Source organism: Flavihumibacter sp. UBA7668 (assembly GCF_002483205.1).
Classification (GTDB): domain Bacteria; phylum Bacteroidota; class Bacteroidia; order Chitinophagales; family Chitinophagaceae; genus Flavihumibacter.
The window spans coordinates 355,166-372,764 of record NZ_DLHM01000003.1; the positions used below are offsets into that span (position 1 = coordinate 355,166).

17 protein-coding genes are annotated in these 17,599 nt (G+C 43.4%); 8 read left to right on the forward strand and 9 right to left on the reverse strand.

Translation table 11 applies throughout. The features are described from left to right. Positions 1 to 296: 296 nt before the first annotated feature. From B2746_RS07330 to B2746_RS07360, 7 genes are all read left to right on the forward strand, one after another. On the forward strand, positions 297 to 1,403 hold the full coding sequence (locus B2746_RS07330; RefSeq protein WP_290792208.1) for a carboxylate-amine ligase: 1,107 nt from the start codon (positions 297 to 299) through the stop codon (positions 1,401 to 1,403). Beyond that, on the forward strand, positions 1,393 to 1,866 hold the full coding sequence (locus B2746_RS07335) for a hypothetical protein (RefSeq protein ID WP_290792209.1): 474 nt from the start codon (positions 1,393 to 1,395) through the stop codon (positions 1,864 to 1,866). Before B2746_RS07330 ends, B2746_RS07335 begins: the two co-directional genes overlap by 11 nt. A gap of 9 nt (positions 1,867 to 1,875) precedes the next feature. Beyond that, on the forward strand, positions 1,876 to 2,211 hold the full coding sequence (locus B2746_RS07340; RefSeq protein WP_290792210.1) for a hypothetical protein: 336 nt from the start codon (positions 1,876 to 1,878) through the stop codon (positions 2,209 to 2,211). Positions 2,212 to 2,226: 15 nt separating this feature from the next. Further along, a complete protein-coding gene (locus tag B2746_RS07345; RefSeq protein ID WP_290792211.1) occupies positions 2,227 to 3,861 on the forward strand; it encodes an amidohydrolase in 1,635 nt (544 codons plus the stop codon). A 73-nt stretch (positions 3,862 to 3,934) separates the two neighbouring features. After that, complete coding sequence (locus B2746_RS07350) at positions 3,935 to 4,780, forward strand: type 1 glutamine amidotransferase (RefSeq protein ID WP_290792212.1); 846 nt, start codon at positions 3,935 to 3,937, stop codon at positions 4,778 to 4,780. Positions 4,781 to 4,818: 38 nt separating this feature from the next. Further along, the gene (locus tag B2746_RS07355) at positions 4,819 to 6,012 is read left to right on the forward strand and encodes a hypothetical protein (protein ID WP_290792213.1); all 1,194 of its coding nucleotides are present in this window, start codon (positions 4,819 to 4,821) and stop codon (positions 6,010 to 6,012) included. A gap of 14 nt (positions 6,013 to 6,026) precedes the next feature. Beyond that, entirely contained in the window at positions 6,027 to 6,341 is a 315-nt protein-coding gene (locus tag B2746_RS07360; RefSeq protein WP_290792214.1) for a cupin domain-containing protein, read from the forward strand. Here the strand turns inward: B2746_RS07360 and B2746_RS07365 are convergent, their stop codons facing one another. The 4 genes from B2746_RS07365 to B2746_RS07380 form a co-directional block, all read right to left on the reverse strand. After that, positions 6,342 to 7,475: an efflux RND transporter periplasmic adaptor subunit gene (locus B2746_RS07365; RefSeq protein WP_290792215.1), complete on the reverse strand. Its 1,134-nt coding sequence runs from the start codon at positions 7,473 to 7,475 to the stop codon at positions 6,342 to 6,344. Between the two features lie 5 nt (positions 7,476 to 7,480). After that, positions 7,481 to 11,848 carry a CusA/CzcA family heavy metal efflux RND transporter gene (locus tag B2746_RS07370; RefSeq protein ID WP_290792216.1) on the reverse strand — a complete coding sequence of 1,456 codons (4,368 nt, stop codon included), beginning with the start codon at positions 11,846 to 11,848 and terminating at the stop codon, positions 7,481 to 7,483. A gap of 37 nt (positions 11,849 to 11,885) precedes the next feature. Next, positions 11,886 to 12,239 (reverse strand): hypothetical protein, encoded by a 354-nt coding sequence (locus B2746_RS07375; RefSeq protein ID WP_290792217.1) that lies wholly within the window; start codon positions 12,237 to 12,239, stop codon positions 11,886 to 11,888. A 122-nt stretch (positions 12,240 to 12,361) separates the two neighbouring features. Then, positions 12,362 to 14,656, reverse strand: coding sequence for a TonB-dependent receptor (locus tag B2746_RS07380; RefSeq protein WP_290792218.1), 2,295 nt, complete (start codon positions 14,654 to 14,656; stop codon positions 12,362 to 12,364). A gap of 251 nt (positions 14,657 to 14,907) precedes the next feature. Here B2746_RS07380 and B2746_RS07385 point away from each other — a divergent pair, with 251 nt between their 5' ends. Continuing rightward, positions 14,908 to 15,390 (forward strand): GNAT family N-acetyltransferase, encoded by a 483-nt coding sequence (locus B2746_RS07385; RefSeq protein WP_290792219.1) that lies wholly within the window; start codon positions 14,908 to 14,910, stop codon positions 15,388 to 15,390. 16 nt (positions 15,391 to 15,406) lie between these two features. Here B2746_RS07385 and B2746_RS07390 read toward each other — a convergent pair whose 3' ends face one another. Genes B2746_RS07390 through B2746_RS07410 form a run of 5 tightly spaced genes read right to left on the reverse strand, consistent with a single transcriptional unit; the run spans position 15,407 to position 17,591 of the window. After that, positions 15,407 to 15,946 carry an outer membrane beta-barrel protein gene (locus B2746_RS07390; protein WP_290792220.1) on the reverse strand — a complete coding sequence of 180 codons (540 nt, stop codon included), beginning with the start codon at positions 15,944 to 15,946 and terminating at the stop codon, positions 15,407 to 15,409. After that, on the reverse strand, positions 15,943 to 16,566 hold the full coding sequence (locus B2746_RS07395; protein WP_290792221.1) for a SprT-like domain-containing protein: 624 nt from the start codon (positions 16,564 to 16,566) through the stop codon (positions 15,943 to 15,945). The genes B2746_RS07390 and B2746_RS07395 overlap by 4 nt, the downstream gene beginning before the upstream one ends. Before the next feature lie 3 nt (positions 16,567 to 16,569). Further along, the gene (locus B2746_RS07400; protein WP_290792222.1) at positions 16,570 to 16,971 is read right to left on the reverse strand and encodes a hypothetical protein; all 402 of its coding nucleotides are present in this window, start codon (positions 16,969 to 16,971) and stop codon (positions 16,570 to 16,572) included. After that, positions 16,961 to 17,197 carry an AtpZ/AtpI family protein gene (locus tag B2746_RS07405; RefSeq protein WP_290792223.1) on the reverse strand — a complete coding sequence of 79 codons (237 nt, stop codon included), beginning with the start codon at positions 17,195 to 17,197 and terminating at the stop codon, positions 16,961 to 16,963. Before B2746_RS07405 ends, B2746_RS07400 begins: the two co-directional genes overlap by 11 nt. After that, on the reverse strand, positions 17,166 to 17,591 hold the full coding sequence (locus tag B2746_RS07410) for a bactofilin family protein (protein ID WP_290792224.1): 426 nt from the start codon (positions 17,589 to 17,591) through the stop codon (positions 17,166 to 17,168). Before B2746_RS07410 ends, B2746_RS07405 begins: the two co-directional genes overlap by 32 nt. Positions 17,592 to 17,599: the final 8 nt, after the last annotated feature.

The following is a 17,599-nucleotide window of genomic DNA, read 5'->3' on the forward strand; positions in this document are numbered from 1 at the left end:
TATCCCGAAAATCTGAATAACAAGGTAGTGCTCGAATTATAAAATAGTGGGAAGTTTGATTAATTAGATGGTCAATTTTCAAATTTCATGTTCCTAATTGCACTTAAGACAGGTTTTTCGCTTTTGATTATTTGATTATTCAGCCTTTGTTCGTTATTAGTTGTTTGATTTGGCTTGTTCTTTTAAATTGTTCGTTTTTTGTTTGCTCGTTTTTTGTTTGCTCGAATAAAATGAGAATTTCAATAAATAGTAACCCCTACTTTTAACTTTTTACTTTTAACTTTTTACTTTTCAACATGATCAACTACCAGCAATTCACCCTGGGCATTGAAGAAGAATACATGGTGCTCGATCCCCAATCGCGGGAGCTGAAAAGCCATGAACAGAAAATAGTTTTAGAGGGACAAAAAATCATCAAGGACAAAGTAAAAGCAGAGATGCACCAGGCGGTTGTGGAAGTGGGCACCGATATCTGCAAAGACATTGATGAAGCACTCAAAGATGTTGCTACCCTTCGGAACACAATTTCCCATGTTGCAGGCGATCTCGGCTTTGCTATGGGTGCTTCGGGTACCCATCCCTTCAGCCATTGGGAAAGCCAGTTAATCACGGATCATGTGCGTTATAGTGAAATCGTAAATGAACTGCAGGAAGCCGCCCGCAGTAACCTCATTTTTGGCCTACATGTGCACGTAGGAATGGAGAGCCGGGAAATGGCAAATCATATTGCGAACAGCACCCGCTATTTTTTACCGCATATTTATGCACTTAGCACCAACTCTCCCTTCTGGGAAGGCCGACTAACCGGCTACAAATCCTTTCGCACAAAAGTATTTGATAAATTCCCACGTACAGGTATTCCTGAGTATTTCGACACTATTGAAGATTATGATCATTATGTAAAAATGCTGGTGAAAACCAACTGCATAGACAATGCGAAAAAAATCTGGTGGGATCTAAGGGTGCATCCTTTTTTTAATACGGTCGAATTCCGGATCTGTGATGTTCCGATGACCACCCATGAAACGATTATAATTGCAGCACTATTCCAGGCAATCTGTGCTAAAATTTACAAACTAAGAACCACCAACCTCAACTTTATCCAATACTCACGCGCACTTATAAACGAGAACAAATGGCGTGCCAGCAGGTACGGGATTGATGGCAGACTGATCGATTTTGGGAAAGAAGAAGAAGTGAATACCAGGGTATTGATTTATGAGCTGCTGGATTTTGTGGATGATGTGGTGGATCAATTGGGAAGCCGCCATATTCTTAACCTGATACCCAATTTGCTGGAAACCGGAACCGGGGCCGATCGCCAGATGAAAGTTTATCAGGAAACCAATAGCATGGTCGCTGTTGTTGATTATATAAAAAGTCAATTCCTATATGGTATCTGAGTATCAAACACTGATTCATAAGCGAACTTTCGGTAATTGGTGGTTAACACTGGTGCTGGGTTGTTTACTTTTGCTTCCATCCGCCTGTGTAACTTCTGCTCCATACGACCAGTATGTATATAAAGAATCTACCAGCTTAAAAGTAGATGCACTCAAGCTTATGGATAAAGCGGAAAAAACCTATACCTCCCAGCAAAAGGAAATCACCGTGTTTACTGATCAGCTCGACAAACTCTATGAATACGAATTACACAGAAAAAAAAATCAATTGAGGATTCAGATGTGGGACCTGCTAAAAGATCCCGAGAAAAATTTGCTCGGCGGATTTTTATCGCGCTGGAAAAAAGAAGTACAACTCAATGCTACATTTATTGGAGAAGCAAAAATTATTGTAGGGAAAGCATTTGATCAGCTTGCCGAACTGGAAAGTGGCAAACTCACACCTAAAGAACTGCAACAGTAAATTAATCTTATGGCAGAAGCAGTAAAATTCGAAGATATCTTCAAAACACTGAAACAACAGGTGGAAGAACTGGCCAAACTATTCGTGAAAAATTACACCAAAGCTGCTATAAAAGATGGCCGTAAGTTTTTGGATGAAACCAAAGAAAGCCTGAAGCGATGGACAATCCTGCTTTCGGAAGGCAAACTTACCACCCAGGACTTTGAGTGGCTGGTACTCGGACAAAAAGACCTAGCACAAATGATTGCATTGAAACAGGCGGGCTTATCCGTTATAAGAATTGAACAATTCAAAAACAGCCTCTTATCATTGGTTGTAGATACGATATTCGGCATCGTTTTATAATTAAAATTCTACTTCTTGAAATCTTTTTTTCAACTGGCAATTATTGCCCTGGTTTCCATATTCTGTTGGGCCTGTTCAGGAAAACCTTCAGCTGACCTGCTGATCCGTAATGCAGTTATTTATACCGTAGACAGCCAATTCAGCAAGGCAACGTCAATGGCTATACGTGATGGAAAAATTCTTGCCATCGGATCGGATGAAAACATCAGCAGTCAATATTCGGCAAAGGAATTGTTTGATGCCAAAGGCAAATTCATCTATCCCGGTTTCATAGACGCCCATTGTCATTTTTATCGGTACGGCTTAGGATTACAAACAGCTGATCTTGTTGGAACTACCAGCTGGCAGGCGATCCTGGACACCCTCGTGAAATTTTCTGCAATTCGGCCTGAAGGCTGGATCATCGGAAGAGGATGGGATCAGAATGATTGGTCCAGCCAGGAATTCCCAACCAATGAAGCACTCAATAAACTATTCCCTGACCGGCCCGTGTTATTGAGTCGGATCGACGGGCATGCGGCCATGGCCAACAGCAAAGCACTTGAACTGGCTGGCATCAAAGCAGGAGATCAGCTAACCGGCGGGAAAATTGAAGTCAAAAATGGCCAATTAACAGGCTTACTAATTGATAATGCCATCGGCCTGGTTGAATCAAAAATAACAGCTCCTACAGAGGTGCAAATGAAGGAAGCATTGCTGGATGCCCAGCGAAATTGTTTCGCAATGGGATTAACCACCGTGGATGATTGCGGACTTGATTACAATGAAGTGGAATTTATCGACGGTATGCAAAAATCAGGTGAACTTAAAATGCGCATCTATGCAATGCTGAGCGATAGTAAGAAAAATTACGATTACCTGCTTCCTAAAGGCATCATCAAAACGGATCGGTTGAACGTCCGCTCTTTTAAAGTATATGCAGATGGCGCACTCGGATCAAGAGGCGCCTGCCTGCTTGAAGATTATGCTGATCATACAGGAAATAAAGGGTTTTTGTTAAGCGATCCCGAACATTTCGATTCCATCGCCGCATTGCTTGCAAAAACGCCCTTTCAGATGAACACACATGCTATTGGTGATAGCGGCAACCGTACTATATTAAAGATCTACGCGAAACATCTGGTGGCCAGGTCAGACCGGCGTTGGAGAATCGAACATGCTCAGGTTGTGAATGCTAGTGATTTTGCATTATTCGGACAATATGGAATTATTCCTTCTGTACAACCAACCCATGCCACTTCCGATATGTATTGGGCTGGAAAGCGATTGGGTAGTGAACGTGAAAAAGGGGCCTACGCTTTTCAGGATCTGATGAAGCAAAATGGCTGGATTCCTTTGGGTACTGATTTTCCGGTAGAAGACATTTCACCCTTCAAAACATTTTATGCCGCAGTAGTGCGACAGGATGCAAAGGGATTTCCGGCAGGTGGATACCAACCGGAAAACGCACTTTCACGGGAAGAAGCCCTGCGCGGCATGACCATCTGGGCGGCTAAAAGCAATTTTGAAGAAGCCGAAAAAGGCAGTCTGGAACCCGGCAAGCTTGCCGATTTCATTTTACTCGACCAGGACCTCCTGGCCATTCCTTCAGACCGCTTGCTCGTAACTCGCGTACTCGGCACCTGGATATCAGGAGAAAAAGTTCATTAACCCTTTCACCCGCCGGGTGGCACCGGTCGGGTGCCACCCGGCGGGTGAAAATGAAAAACCTTAAATTTGCAGGATGGAAATGGATTTGGGAAAGATAAGGGTAGCTATTCTTGATTTGTATGAGGGGGTGGAAAACCAGGGAATGCGATGTATCAGGGAAATCCTGAATCTGTATGCCGATCAACACCAGCTCGATTTGGAATGGGATGAGTTTGAAGTCAGAATTAAAGAGCAGGTACCCGATATCAGTTATGATATTTATATTTCCAGCGGAGGACCCGGATCTCCTCTCGACAGCCTGGGTTCTGCCTGGGAAGAAGTTTATTTCAACTGGCTCCAAACGGTGGTGGCCTATAACGAAAACGCTAACAACCAACGTAAAAAGCAGGTCTTTTTTATCTGTCACTCCTATCAGCTGGCCTGCCGGCATTTCGGCGTAGGTGTCGTAACCAATCGCAAATCAACCGCTTTCGGCGTTTTTCCGGTGCATATGTTACCAGGCGCCCATTCCGAACCGGTATTCAACCACCTGCGTGATCCCTTCTATGCAGTGGACAGCCGCGACTATCAGGTTATCCAACCCAATCATGCAAAAATCCGACAGCTGGGTGGCAAAATTCTGGCCATCGAAAAAGAAAGGCCACATGTCCCCTTTGAACGCGCCATGATGGCCTTCCGCTTCAATGAATATATGGTAGGAACACAATTCCATCCTGAAGCAGACGCCATCGGGATGAGCATGTACCTGCAACGTGCCGATAAAAAAGAAACCGTCATCAATAACCACGGATTTGAAAAGTGGAAAAGTATGATTGAACAATTGAATGATCCGGATAAAATAGTATACACCTACTCGCAGGTATTACCGAATTTTTTAAACCACTCAATCAAACAATTGGCCCCAGTTGAAGTAGTATAAGAAGCTGCAATTCTGTATCTTCAAACAAAGGCAATTTTATGGTTCCTGCATGGCGAAAAAGCTTCAATGAAAATTTTACCAAAGAACAGTACGAAGCATTCATAACAGAACTGCATAGTGGGCATCCTGGTGCAATTGAATTTCGTGTAGCGGAAACGCCGATACTCGCTGATCTTGCCTTCAAGCAAAAAATCATCAACGCCTGCGAAAGCATTGTAGATCGTATACTCGCGCCTGATTTTCTACAATTAACTGAACGAAGCATTCCTTCATCTGAACGGGTCCCTAATGAATCACCAATAGCACACATGATCGCTTTCGATTTTGGTATCTGTGAAAATGAAAAAAAGGAACTCGAACCTCAGCTAATTGAAATGCAGGGCTTCCCAACCCTCTTTGGATTTCAGGTGTATTATCCTGAAGTACTACGTAAGCATTTTAATATCCCTGAGAATTATTCCCAATACCTGGGAAATTATACTAAAGAAACCTATCTGTCCGACCTGAAATCATTGATACTTGGCCCCTACGAACCGGAAGAAGTGATTTTGCTTGAGATCAAACCACATGAACAAAAAACCAGGATCGATTTCTATTGTACGCAAACCTATATCGGTATTCAACCCGTATGTATAACCGAACTTGAACAGGAAGGCAAATTATTGTACTACCAGAACAACGGAAAACGAATTCAGGTCAAGCGCATCTACAACCGCATAATATTTGATGATTTGAATGCACAAAAATCTCAACTCGGCAGTTTTGTGGACATCACACAGGTCCTCGATGTGGAATGGATTCCGCACCCCAATTGGTTTTACCGGATAAGCAAATTCACCCTGCCTTTTATACAGCACCCATATGTGCCGCCCACTCTTTTTCTGAATGAACTGAAAGAATTCCCTACCAACCTCGAGCAGTATGTACTTAAACCACTTTTTTCTTTTGCCGGACAAGGAGTGGTTATCGACGTAACGCCGGCAGACATCCAGGCCATAAAAGATCCGGAAAACTGGATCCTTCAAAAGAAGGTTCAATACGCGGAAGTTATTCCCACACCAGATATTCCAGCCAAAGCAGAAATTCGGATCATGTATATCTGGAAAGATGAATGGGCACGCCCTAAACCTGCCATCAACCTGGCACGTTTAAGCAAGGGAAAAATGATTGGCGTTCGATACAATAAAGACAAAGAATGGGTAGGCGGAAGTGTTTGTTTCTTTGAACGATAACCTATTTTTGCAGCATGCAACACCTGAACGATCTTAAAGGAAAGGAAATTCAACCCGGACAAATCGGAAAATTTATCCACGGAGAAAAATCATCTCTGGGGATCTGGGAAATTAAAAAAGGCGTACTTCTTCCGGAGCACCATCATGAAAACGAACAAATCACCTATATCCTCGAAGGCGAACTGGAAATGACCATCGGTGGAGTAACCACTGTTTTCAAAGCCGGAAATCTGGAATTGATTCCCGCCAATATACCTCACAGTGCTGTTGCATTAACAGACTGCAAGGTATTGGACAGTTGGGCTCCCGTGCGTGAAGCCTTTCTATAATCATTCCTCTTCCGCTGTATTTTTTAGTTTTCCCAAAACTGCATATGCATTTTTAATTACCAAAGTCTGAGAACCCAGATCTGTTGAGCTGGATGTAATGGCATGCCTTGCATTTCCAACCGGCTCCACTTGCACTTCAACCATTTCAAACTTATTGTCGCCCACCAATCTGAAAACATATTGTTTACCAGCATATCGTACAACTGCCTCTTCAGGAACAGTTAAAGCCTTGCGATCATCCAAAAAAATCGTTGCATTCAGAAACATGCCCGGCATCAGATGATCAGGCATTTTATCAAAATGACAATGCACGGTTCCTGTCCGGTTTTCGTCTACATTTCGTGTAAAAATGATTATATCACCCGGATAATTCACACCCGGCTCATCCACAAACTGCATACTAACTTTTTGACCCAGCCGAAGCTTCGACATATCTTTTTCGAATACAGTCAATGCCCCGTGCATATCATCCGGATTGATAAGTTCAAATAATACATCCGTAGGGTTCACATATTTACCAATATTCACATTCACTTTGGAAACATAACCATTAATGGGAGATCGCAGCGCTACTGATCTTGACAAACTCGCTTCCGTTAGCTGATCGGGCTGAATGCCGACCAATTGTAACTTTTCACTGTATCCCTTCAATAAAACCTGCTGACTCTGGTACTCCGAACTCACCTGTTGTAATACCTTATCGGCATTTATCTTGTTCTCATTTAACAATTGCTGTCGTTCAAAATCCTGTTTCAGGTACTGTAATTTTGATTTTGTAACGAGGTAATCCTGTTGCAACTGAACCAGTCCCTGATCTTCAATCATACCAATAACTTCACCTCTGCGGATCCTCATCCCTGGCAACAAACGGGTAGATTTCAGATAACCACCAAGAGGAAAACTCACAGACACAATATTCTGAGGCGGAACATCCACCACCCCATTAACCGTCAATTTACTGCTGATTTTTTCCAGCACTGCCCGGCCGGTATCAATACCTGCCAATTGAAATTGCGCCGGCTCCAGGCCAACTATGGAACTCTCCATCAGTGCTACTGTTTCTTCTGTTTTAGTTTCTTTTGATGCGCAGCCAGCCAGTATCAGCCAGCAGCTACAACTTATTATCCATTTCATTTTTTTCATTTTCCGATTAAGTAATAAATTTCCGCCTGTTGGGCATTGTACGCCTTCATCGCATCAAGGTAACTCAACCGTATAGCGATCACCTGATTCATCAGCTGGGTCCATTGCAGGTAATCAATCTCCCCCTCCCTGTAAGCATCCCGGGCCTGCAGCTCCAATGCTTCCGCATGCGAGCGTCCGCTCGTTTGGTAATAACGTATTTGTTCTTCGTATTTATTCACCTCCTGCTGCAATGCTATCTGTCTGTACTTTATCGTTTGCCGCATTGCATCTGCCTGCATGGAGGCCTGTTCTGCCTGCACCTTAGAAGCTTTCATCCTCGTACGGGTAGCTTTCATGAAAAGCGGAACCCCCATGGTGAAATTTACAGAGTGAAAACGATAACCCGGACCGAAATACAAATCATCCACTCCATTTTTCGTCTGGTAACCAACAATGGACATATTTGTGTAACCAACTGTAAATTCCGGCAGTAGTTGCGCCTTCTCCACTTTACCGGTTGCTAACGCAACCCGCGCCTGTTCTTCCAATAGCTGAATACCCGGACTACTATCCGTAACTCCCATTATAACTGGTTTTGCCATTAATGGATCTTCATATACGGGCTCAAATAAAACACTGCTATTAGTCATTGACATCAATCGTTGCTGAACAATGGATCGATCAAAATCAAGTTGCTTCAATTGCAGGCGCAACTGCTCCACCAATGCATCTGCAGTGGTTTTTTCCAACTGATTGGATTCACCCGTCTGTAAACGCAAGCTTGCCGCCAAACTGAACCTGCTATAAATACTATCCAGTGAAAGCAATAACTTTTCCCTTTCTTTCAGATCAATCAATTGAACAAATAACATCCGTATTTCCTTTCTCAACTCACTTCGATGCATACCCGTAATACGTGCTTGCAATTTTCCCTGCGTCTGATAAAGTTTTTTTTGTGATTTATAAACTGCCGGCAATTTCAAGCCCTGGTTCAGAAAAAGCCGGTTATCTGCAAACACCGAATTAAAACGACCATATTCAATGCCCACCTGGGTTTTAGATAATTCAAAAGTTCCAGATTCCAGCGTTTTCCAATAGGCTTCCTGCTTCTCGGCAGCTTTGATATCCAGACTCTGGCGATTCACCAATGCCAGCAAACTATCAATAGAAACAGGTCTAGACTGATTCGGTTGTGCGTTTGCATTTACACCTGTCAAACATCCCACAAAAAGAATAAATACCGCGGTCACGTTAACCTTAAACTTGCCCGATTTCCTTTCCAGCCAAACATATAATACCGGCAATAAAAGCAGCGTAAGTAAGGTTGCCGTAAACAATCCACCGATTACGACGGTTGCAAGCGGACGTTGCACTTCGGCGCCCGGACCGTGACTTAGCGCCATCGGTAAAAATCCGAGTGAAGCAACAGCTGCTGTCATTAACACCGGCCGAAGACGTAAACTGGTTCCTTCCATAACAATAGTTTGAAGATTGGTTTCTCCTTCTTTTTTAAGGCGATTAAATTCAGCAATCAATACAATTCCATTTAATACTGCAACGCCAAATAAGGCGATGAATCCAATACCAGCAGAAATACTAAAAGGCATGGACCTCAAATACAAAGCAAACACTCCGCCTATTGCGGATAATGGAATAGCAGAAAAAATAAGCAACCCGTATTTTATAGACCCAAAGGAGAAATATAAAAGCAATAAAATTAACAACAATGCAACTGGAACGGCAATCGACAAACGGGCTTTAGCATGTTGAAGATTTTCAAACTGTCCGCCGTAATGAATATAGTAGCCTGCGGGTAGCACCAATTCCTTTTTCACCTTCTCTCCCAGTTCCGTGACTACTGATTCCACATCCGTTCCTCTCACATTAAATCCTACCACAATTCTTCGTTTGGCATCTTCCCGTTGTATCTGATTGGGCCCATCTTTTATTTCAACTGAAGCGACCTGGTATAGAGGAATTTGCGTACCGGATGGTGTTGGTATCAACAATTGTTCGATATCCTTAACATCTTTCCGGCCTTCTTCACTTAATCGAACCACCAGATCAAATCGTCGTTCATTTTCGTAAATAAGTCCGGCTGATTCTCCTGCAAAAGCAGCACGGATCAAGGTATTTATATCTTCAATCTGTAAACGATATCGGGCAATCGCCGAACGGTTGTAATTTACAACGATCTGTGGTAGTCCGGTTACGGTTTCAACATATAAATCAGTTGCTCCTTCAACACCCCGAACGATACCTGAAAGCCGATGCGCAAATACGGCCAGCGAATCAAGGTCCTCACCAAATATTTTACAAACCACATCCTGTCGTGCACCTGATATCAATTCATTGAAACGCATTTGAACCGGGAACTGAAAACCCGCGGTGAGCCCTGGAATCGCACTCAGTTCTGCACTCATCTTTGTAGCCAGATCATCATAATTATCAGCACTGATCCATTCTTTTTTTGGTTTGAGCAGAATAATCATATCACCCATTTCAATCGGCATGGGATCCGTGGGAATTTCTCCCGCACCAATTCGTGTTACAATCTTTTCAATTTCGGGGAATTTTTTGAGTAGCAGTCCCGCTCCTTTTTGCGATGCTTCAATTGATGTAGTCAGCGAACTTCCTACCAGCACCCGGGTATCAACAGCAAAATCACCTTCTTCCAGTTCGGGAATAAATTCTCCACCAAGACGGGTCATCAAAAAAACTGCCAGAACAAACAGGGCCACCGAGCCGACTACCAACCATCGGGGTACAGCCAGCACTTTTTTCAAAACCGGTTGATACCAGCTCACCAATTTATTCATGATACGATCAGAAATAGTCGGCTTGTGATTCAGTTTCTTACCCAGCACCAGCGATGTGATCATCGGCACATAAGTAACCGATAACAAAAAGGCACCGATCAGAGCAAAACTCACGGTTTGTGCCATGGGTTTAAACATCTTACCCTCAATTCCTACCAGGGTAAGGATTGGGAGATATACAATCAGAATAATGATTTGTCCAAATACTGCTGCATTCATCATTTTGGAGGAAGCATGTTCTACTTCGGAATTCATTTCATCCTGCGTTATATTTCGAACCGATGCAAAAGATTTGGTATGATACAATCGATGCATAACTGCTTCCACAATGATAACTGCACCATCCACAATCAATCCAAAATCAAGTGCTCCCAAACTCATCAGATTGCCCGATACGCCAAAAATATTCATCATTATTACGGCGAAGAGCATGGCCAGCGGAATTACAGAAGCCACAATTAATCCCGCACGGAAATTTCCCAAAAAAAGCACCAAAATAAACACAACAATCAGGGCTCCTTCCAATAGGTTTTTCTTTACCGTACCTAATGCATTATCCACCATTTTGGTCCGGTCATAAAAGGTTTCGATTGCAACTCCTTCCGGTAATGTTTTTTCAATAATGGCCATTCGGGTTTTGACATCTTTTACAACCTGTGATGCATTGGCTCCTTTCAGCATCAGCACCACGGCACCTGCAACTTCACCTTTATCCGCATCCACCATTGCGCCGTATCGAACGGCATGGCCCATGCGAACTTCTGCAATATCGCGCAGGTAGATGGGCAACCCGGAACTGGTTGACTTTATATAAATAGAGCGAATATCTTCCAGGTTCATGGCGAGCCCCTCTGTACGAATAAAAAGCGCCGTACTGTTACGTTCGATATAACCGCCACCCGAATTCTGGTTGTTTTTTTCAAGCGCAGCAAAAACATCTGCAAGGGTCAGATCCATGCTTTTAAGCCGATCTGGCATGACGGCTACTTCATATTGTTTTAGTTTCCCGCCAAAGCTGCTAACATCTGCTACCCCCGGGATACCGAGCAATTGCCGACGAACAATCCAATCCTGGATAGATCGAAGTTCAGTGAGATCAATTTTATCCTCATAGCCTTTTTGGGGCTTGATGATATACTGGAAAATTTCACCGAGACCGGTAGTGGGTGGTGCCATTTGAGGAATTCCTGCCGTTACGGGGATTTGTTCCTTTATACTGGTAAGTCTTTCTGCCACCTGCTGGCGGGCCCAATACATATCTATATCATCATTAAATACGATGGTAACCACCGATAATCCGAACCGGGATATTGACCGCATTTCATGGATTCCCGGAATATTAGCAGTGGATTGCTCAATGGTAAAAGAAATAAGTCGCTCTACTTCCGGAGCAGCCAGGGTAGGCGTAACCGTTATCACCTGTACCTGGTTACTGGTTATATCGGGTAATGCGTCGATTGGCAGTTTTGAAACGGAATAAGCACCATACCCGATCAATCCTGCAATAAATAAACCGATGATCAGCTTATTCCGTATGGAAAAGCGGATAATTGCATTCAACATTAGTTAAAATTTAAAATGATCAATAAAAACCGACTGATCATGCCAACCGTGGAGGCTGGAAAATTGCATTCAGGGCACCCTGAGACGGGATATAATGCTTATGGAGATTAAATTCACGTTCGATAAATACTTCCGCTCGTGGAATATCAAAATTTACCGGTTCTACCAGCGCAATCAGTACGGTACTAACGCAATCTGTTGTTTTAAAGGGAAGCTGCATATCACGCTGGTAATCGTTATCGATTACGGTATGTCCGAGATAATGTTCTTTTAGAAAATCCAGTAGAGAGATATCCTTATTTAATGCCTTATGTTCCTGAAAATGTTCTACCAGAATCGGTAGTTTCAGGAGCTGGTGCAGTTCCGTTTGGGTAAGCAGCAGCAAGGCCATAAGGAAGAGAGTAACTCGGGATTTCACATACCAAAGGTAGGGGAAAGGGAGGAAAGGGGAGACGGGAAATGGAAGACGGGAAATGGAAGGATAGAGAGAAAAGAATTCGTTTTAGTCCCCCCCTACCTACTAAAACGGAGACCGAAATAAATTCGCCTTCCCTGGTTTGGGGCGTATACATAGGTGGGATCGAAGCTGAGGGCATAGGGATTGTCGGGGGTGGCGAGTATGGTACCATTGGCATCTCGCTGTACATTTTTGTCGAAGGGGTCATTGGATCGGGCAATCAGGAAAGGGTTTCCTTTATCGGGTGTGAAATTCAGCAGATTCTTTATTCCGCCAAAAATCTCCAGACCTGATTTGACTTTTTTTGTCACCTGGAGGTGTTGTAAGCTCCAGACAGGCGATTTGGGTGAACGGGGATCCAATTCAGACAGTAAGGGCAATAACATCGGTCCATATACAGATCCTGTATAATCGGCAGACCAGCCGGAATTACCTAATTTATAGGATAGGGTCCAGGTGCCCGACCAGCGTTCCGTTAATAACTGGCGATTTCGTTGCATACGGCCGCTGCCATCACGCTGCATGGTTCGTACATCCTGCAGGGTGAGACCACTTGTGAAACGCAAGCGATGACTGAACTGTCCATCCAAATTCAGACTGACCCCCAGCGACTCCGCATAACCATCCAGGTTAGCATAAATAATTTTATCGGGATCCGTTAGATAATCAGGTACAATCCGGTTCGAAAAATAGGTATACCAACCCGCTGCTTCGAGGTTTACGAATCCTTGTCCTACTACTATTTTCCTGGTATAATTCAAACTTGCATTATAACTGCGTTCCGGTTTCAACTCATCCAATAGCACCACTTCGCGCGAACCAGTTAAAGCCGCATGATCCTCTGTAAACAGATTAACAACCCGAAATCCGGTACCGATATTTAATCGCAGGTAATCAAATGGTGACAATTTCCATTTATAGGCAATCCGGGGAGTATAAATGGATCCATGACGTTTATCGTAATCATACCTAAACCCGGTTAACAGTTGGTGGTTAGCGTGCATGGTAATATCATCCTGAATAAAAATACCCGGAATCACCACCTGATCAGGACGATTGGTTTTGCCATCTGCCTTTAGAGTTGCAGGGGTATTATCATCATAGTAGGTATAACGGGCAACAATACCCGATAATAACTGATGTTTTGATCCCAGCTTTTTTTCCCAGGTCAGTTGACCGAATCCAATATATTGATCTGCATCGTAAATAGTAGTACCATAAGCAGATCGTTGCTGGTGTTTATTGGTAGAAAAAGAGGCTACCAATTTTTCGGTTGTGGGTAATTGGTAGTTACCAATCCATTCAATCCGGTTGGTGGAAATCTGTTCTCCATATAGTTCATCTCCTCCCCTGTTTGCCCGGGTCCATTGCATTTCTCCCCCCCAGCGATCTTCTGTTATAAATCGAACTGCCATTCCTGCCTGACGCCCCTTTTCCCGATTCCAGTTGATTTTACTGAATAAAGAGAGTCTGTTTTGCAGGGTTACATCAGTAAAATTATCACCGTTTTTATCTATGCGGTGGGTGTAATTAAAATAATTGATACCTACCAACGCGGTACTCCTCGTACCGGTTTTAATCTTAAATCCTGCATCCAGGTTATGCTCGCGCCAGCTGGTTCCGGTATACTCAACCGAAAAGCGAGGTGCTTTTTCCGGATTTTTTGTAATCACATTGATGAGTCCGCCCATCGCCTCCGAACCATACAAAGAAGAAGCAGGGCCTTTCACCACCTCAATACGTTCCACCAGTGAACTGGGAATTCCCTGTAGTCCATAAACAGTTGCCAGACTGCTGACAATTGGCATTCCATCAATCAATACCATGGTATAGGGGCCTTCCAGACCATTAATATGTATATCGCCCGTATTACAAACATTGCAATTCAATTGAGGTCGAACGCCATTCACCAATTGAAGAGCATCAAACAAACTGGGACTTGGATTTTTTCTAAAAAACTGTGCTGAGTACACTTCCACAGGAACCGGACTGGAAGATCGGGTTACGGCCCGCATGGTACCACTTACCACCACGGCATCCATTTCATTCGCAGCAGATTGCAACTGGAGAATCGAATCCCCTTTATTCCATTGCCATTCTTTTGATTCAAATCCAATGGCTGTAATCAGCAATACAGCCCTGGTTATACTATCTCCCAGTAATTGTCTGGGTGAAAAACTCCCCAAACTATCGGCCACAACTGCGGCTTTATTTCGCTTATACTGAATGGTTGCCCCTGCCACTGGACGATTGGATCCTTCTTCCACTATCCTGCAATTGTTGTTCGGGATCTGGGCGTAAACCACCTGAACACCAAATACAGCAAGGATAAAAAGATAAACTGATTTCATTATTTAGACTTGTCTAAATTTATATTTAGACAAATATATATACTTTTTTTATTCCTGTCACAAAATAAATAGAGGAAAAATATATACGATTTTCTGAGCTGGCACGTTTTTGGCATAATAGGTTCTATAAAAAAATCTGAACATGCACTCCAAGAACGCCGACAAAGTTTTCATTGCAGCCATCTTTACCTCCCTGGTATTGTTTTATGGGCTGTTTGCATTGGTACTTGCTTAAGCAGTAGTTTTGTGCTATGGAATGGATCATCCGACCGATTCAAGCTGGCGATAACCAGGAATTGGCCAGCATAGTACGGACGGCACTTACAGAATTTGGTGCAAACAAACCCGGAACCGTCTATTACGACGATACTACCGATCATTTATTTGATTTGTTTCAGACAGCAGGTAGTTTTTACCTGATTGCCGAACAGGATGGAAAACTCCTTGGTGGAGCCGGAATATTTCCAACAGCCGGATTACCGGAAGGCTGGTGCGAACTGGTCAAAATGTACCTGAGGAAAGAAGCAAGGGGTAAGGGTTTGGGTAAGGAATTAATCCGTCGCAGTTTGGATCGGGCAAAAAGAATCGGTTACCACACAGTTTATCTGGAAACAATGCCTGAACTTCGGAAAGCGGTATCCGTTTACGAACAATTTGGATTTGTCTACTTACCGGCACCCGTAGGTGCATCAGGGCACTTCGGCTGTGATGTCTGGATGAAAAAATCGCTCTAAGTTATTTAATCGCCTTTTATTTGGTTCTATAGGTATCAACAATACCTCTTGGACTCAGGTAGATCTGAAAACCGATCCGTACAACTACACCTCCATCACTGGGCACATCAGACACTTTAGAATTTACATATCCCACAATTGTTTCAATTGCTATATGCTCATTAACAAATGCGGCGAGTCCGGGTCCGATAAAGAAATCTGCCCCGTTTACCGTAGAGCTGAAATTTGGGTTATCAAACTTGTTGGAAGTGAAAATATATTCACTGGCGATAAATGGTTTGAGCTCTTTCTTACCGAAATAATAGCGGGCAAAAGGACCAAAACCGATAACAGTTCTTTTTTCGTCTCCAATTTTATTGTACGATAAATTTAAGGTGCCACCGGCGGCAAAATTATTCAGGAAAAAATAGCCGGCAGCCGGAGTCAGGCTGATAGTGGTATTCCGGCTGGTATTCAGTGCAAAACTGCCACCAACAAGCCAGTCGCGTTGTTCTGTTTGAGTAAAACCCGGCAATGAAAAGAGCAATACCATGGAACTAAGGATTATTTTTTTCATATTTGATGGTTTAAGACTTCATACAAGCCACTGAAAAGGTACAACTTTCCGGTAGCCAACTCTTTACATTGATATCTTTTTCTTAATTTTTTTCCCTTCCGGAAGATTCGTCCACCTTCAATTTCGAATAATGCCCCTTCCGGAATTTCTTCAACCAGCAATTGTTTATCATCGGGATGATCATACTGCCGAAGCACCCGCATCAAAGGTTCATCAGCACAACTACTGGCAGGCAGGTTATGTAGACTGGTGAGCAGGGCTGTTTCGACGTCCTGTGGAAATATCTGCTTACCCAAAAACTGCTCGAGTAGTTGTCGGTACAATTGTTTCCATTCTTTACCGTGTGCCTGCACCCGATGGCTATACTGTTCAAATGTAACCAGGTGGGCCAGCTCATGAATAAGGGTAATCAGAAAGGAATAGGGATTCAGGTTTCCATTTACACTGATCCTATGATTCCGGTTCTGATGTGCATGGCGGTAATCACCCAGCAGACTACGACGATCGCGGCTCACCGTAAGGTGAACTTTGTAGTGAAGCAGATAGCGAACAATCAGTTCAAATGAACCTTCCGGAAGAAAATGGGATAATTGTTGAAGCGGATATTCCTTTTTGGGCATGTATCAGCTGGACTTGGATTGTTTGAGGACCGATCTTAATTCGATAACCGTGTATAAAACATAGATTGCCATACTACCGAATAATGCAGGTTTGTTCACTTTTTCTCTGAAAAGATAGATATAAACGAATGCGGCGATGGCACCACCAAATAATTTCAGCAGCATACCGGAATACATATTCCGCATAAAAACATGGGTGGAACTATTAGCCATGGAGCGAAGATGCAGCCATAGTGAAATAAAGAAAATGAGGAATAGGAGGATATTAGCCGTCATTAAAACGGAAACATCCAGTCCCATGTCGGAGAGTCGGGCACGGAAGAAGAGCAATACTGAATTAATGAGAATAAAAACCAATACCAGCGGAATCAGGGCCTTTCGTGCATTAGGTCGATTATTTTCCATTCGATTTACCTGCGGTTTCTTTTACCAGTTTAAAAATGGTAACAGCAATTACGAGCAAAGGTAAGATCCAAACAAATAGGGGCATAGTAATAACCAGCCGTTTATCGATCCAGATACCGGCCCATACGGCTGCTCCCAGGGCAACCATCAATTGGGTACCCAGGGAGATATATTGTAAGAGGGAAGAGCTTTTATCAGGCTGCCTTGGTGTCTTTCTGTTTTTCATTGACCATGGAAGTAGTGGTTGATTCTACCCCCATATGGCAGGCCCCGTTAAAGGTAGCAGCCGGCTCAATTTGCAGTTTACCTGCATGGATATTGCCGTTTACCGTTCCGCTGGCTTTCAACTGGAGCAGTTCCTTCACTTTAATGGTACCGGTTACTTTACCCATAATATCGGCAGTAACGCCATTGATATCACCTTCTACTACCCCATTGGCGCCAATTACAACTTTTGCTGTGCTGTGAATATTTCCAATGAGTTTGCCATCAATACGAAGGTCGCCATTGCTGGAGATATCGCCCTTTAAGGTGGTTCCGTTGCCAATAAGGCTGGTGCTGGTGGAGGTGCTGCTCGAAACTTCTGCGGCAGCTTCAGATTTGGATTTTCCGTTGAACATGATCTTGG

What these genes read in the sequence shown, in the direction of transcription:
- B2746_RS07390 (WP_290792220.1), bottom strand. Translation starts at nt 15,946, where the DNA reads ATGAAAAAAATAATCCTTAGTTCCATGGTATTGCTCTTTTCATTGCCG.
- B2746_RS07355 (WP_290792213.1), top strand. Translation starts at nt 4,819, where the DNA reads ATGGTTCCTGCATGGCGAAAAAGCTTCAATGAAAATTTTACCAAAGAA.
- B2746_RS07350 (WP_290792212.1), top strand. Translation starts at nt 3,935, where the DNA reads ATGGAAATGGATTTGGGAAAGATAAGGGTAGCTATTCTTGATTTGTAT.
- B2746_RS07380 (WP_290792218.1), bottom strand. Translation starts at nt 14,656, where the DNA reads ATGAAATCAGTTTATCTTTTTATCCTTGCTGTATTTGGTGTTCAGGTG.
- B2746_RS07410 (WP_290792224.1), bottom strand. Translation starts at nt 17,591, where the DNA reads ATGTTCAACGGAAAATCCAAATCTGAAGCTGCCGCAGAAGTTTCGAGC.
- B2746_RS07340 (WP_290792210.1), top strand. Translation starts at nt 1,876, where the DNA reads ATGGCAGAAGCAGTAAAATTCGAAGATATCTTCAAAACACTGAAACAA.
- B2746_RS07400 (WP_290792222.1), bottom strand. Translation starts at nt 16,971, where the DNA reads ATGGAAAATAATCGACCTAATGCACGAAAGGCCCTGATTCCGCTGGTA.
- B2746_RS07335 (WP_290792209.1), top strand. Translation starts at nt 1,393, where the DNA reads ATGGTATCTGAGTATCAAACACTGATTCATAAGCGAACTTTCGGTAAT.
- B2746_RS07365 (WP_290792215.1), bottom strand. Translation starts at nt 7,475, where the DNA reads ATGAAATGGATAATAAGTTGTAGCTGCTGGCTGATACTGGCTGGCTGC.
- B2746_RS07385 (WP_290792219.1), top strand. Translation starts at nt 14,908, where the DNA reads ATGGAATGGATCATCCGACCGATTCAAGCTGGCGATAACCAGGAATTG.
- B2746_RS07330 (WP_290792208.1), top strand. Translation starts at nt 297, where the DNA reads ATGATCAACTACCAGCAATTCACCCTGGGCATTGAAGAAGAATACATG.
- B2746_RS07370 (WP_290792216.1), bottom strand. Translation starts at nt 11,848, where the DNA reads ATGTTGAATGCAATTATCCGCTTTTCCATACGGAATAAGCTGATCATC.
- B2746_RS07395 (WP_290792221.1), bottom strand. Translation starts at nt 16,566, where the DNA reads ATGCCCAAAAAGGAATATCCGCTTCAACAATTATCCCATTTTCTTCCG.
- B2746_RS07375 (WP_290792217.1), bottom strand. Translation starts at nt 12,239, where the DNA reads ATGGCCTTGCTGCTGCTTACCCAAACGGAACTGCACCAGCTCCTGAAA.
- B2746_RS07360 (WP_290792214.1), top strand. Translation starts at nt 6,027, where the DNA reads ATGCAACACCTGAACGATCTTAAAGGAAAGGAAATTCAACCCGGACAA.
- B2746_RS07405 (WP_290792223.1), bottom strand. Translation starts at nt 17,197, where the DNA reads ATGAAAAACAGAAAGACACCAAGGCAGCCTGATAAAAGCTCTTCCCTC.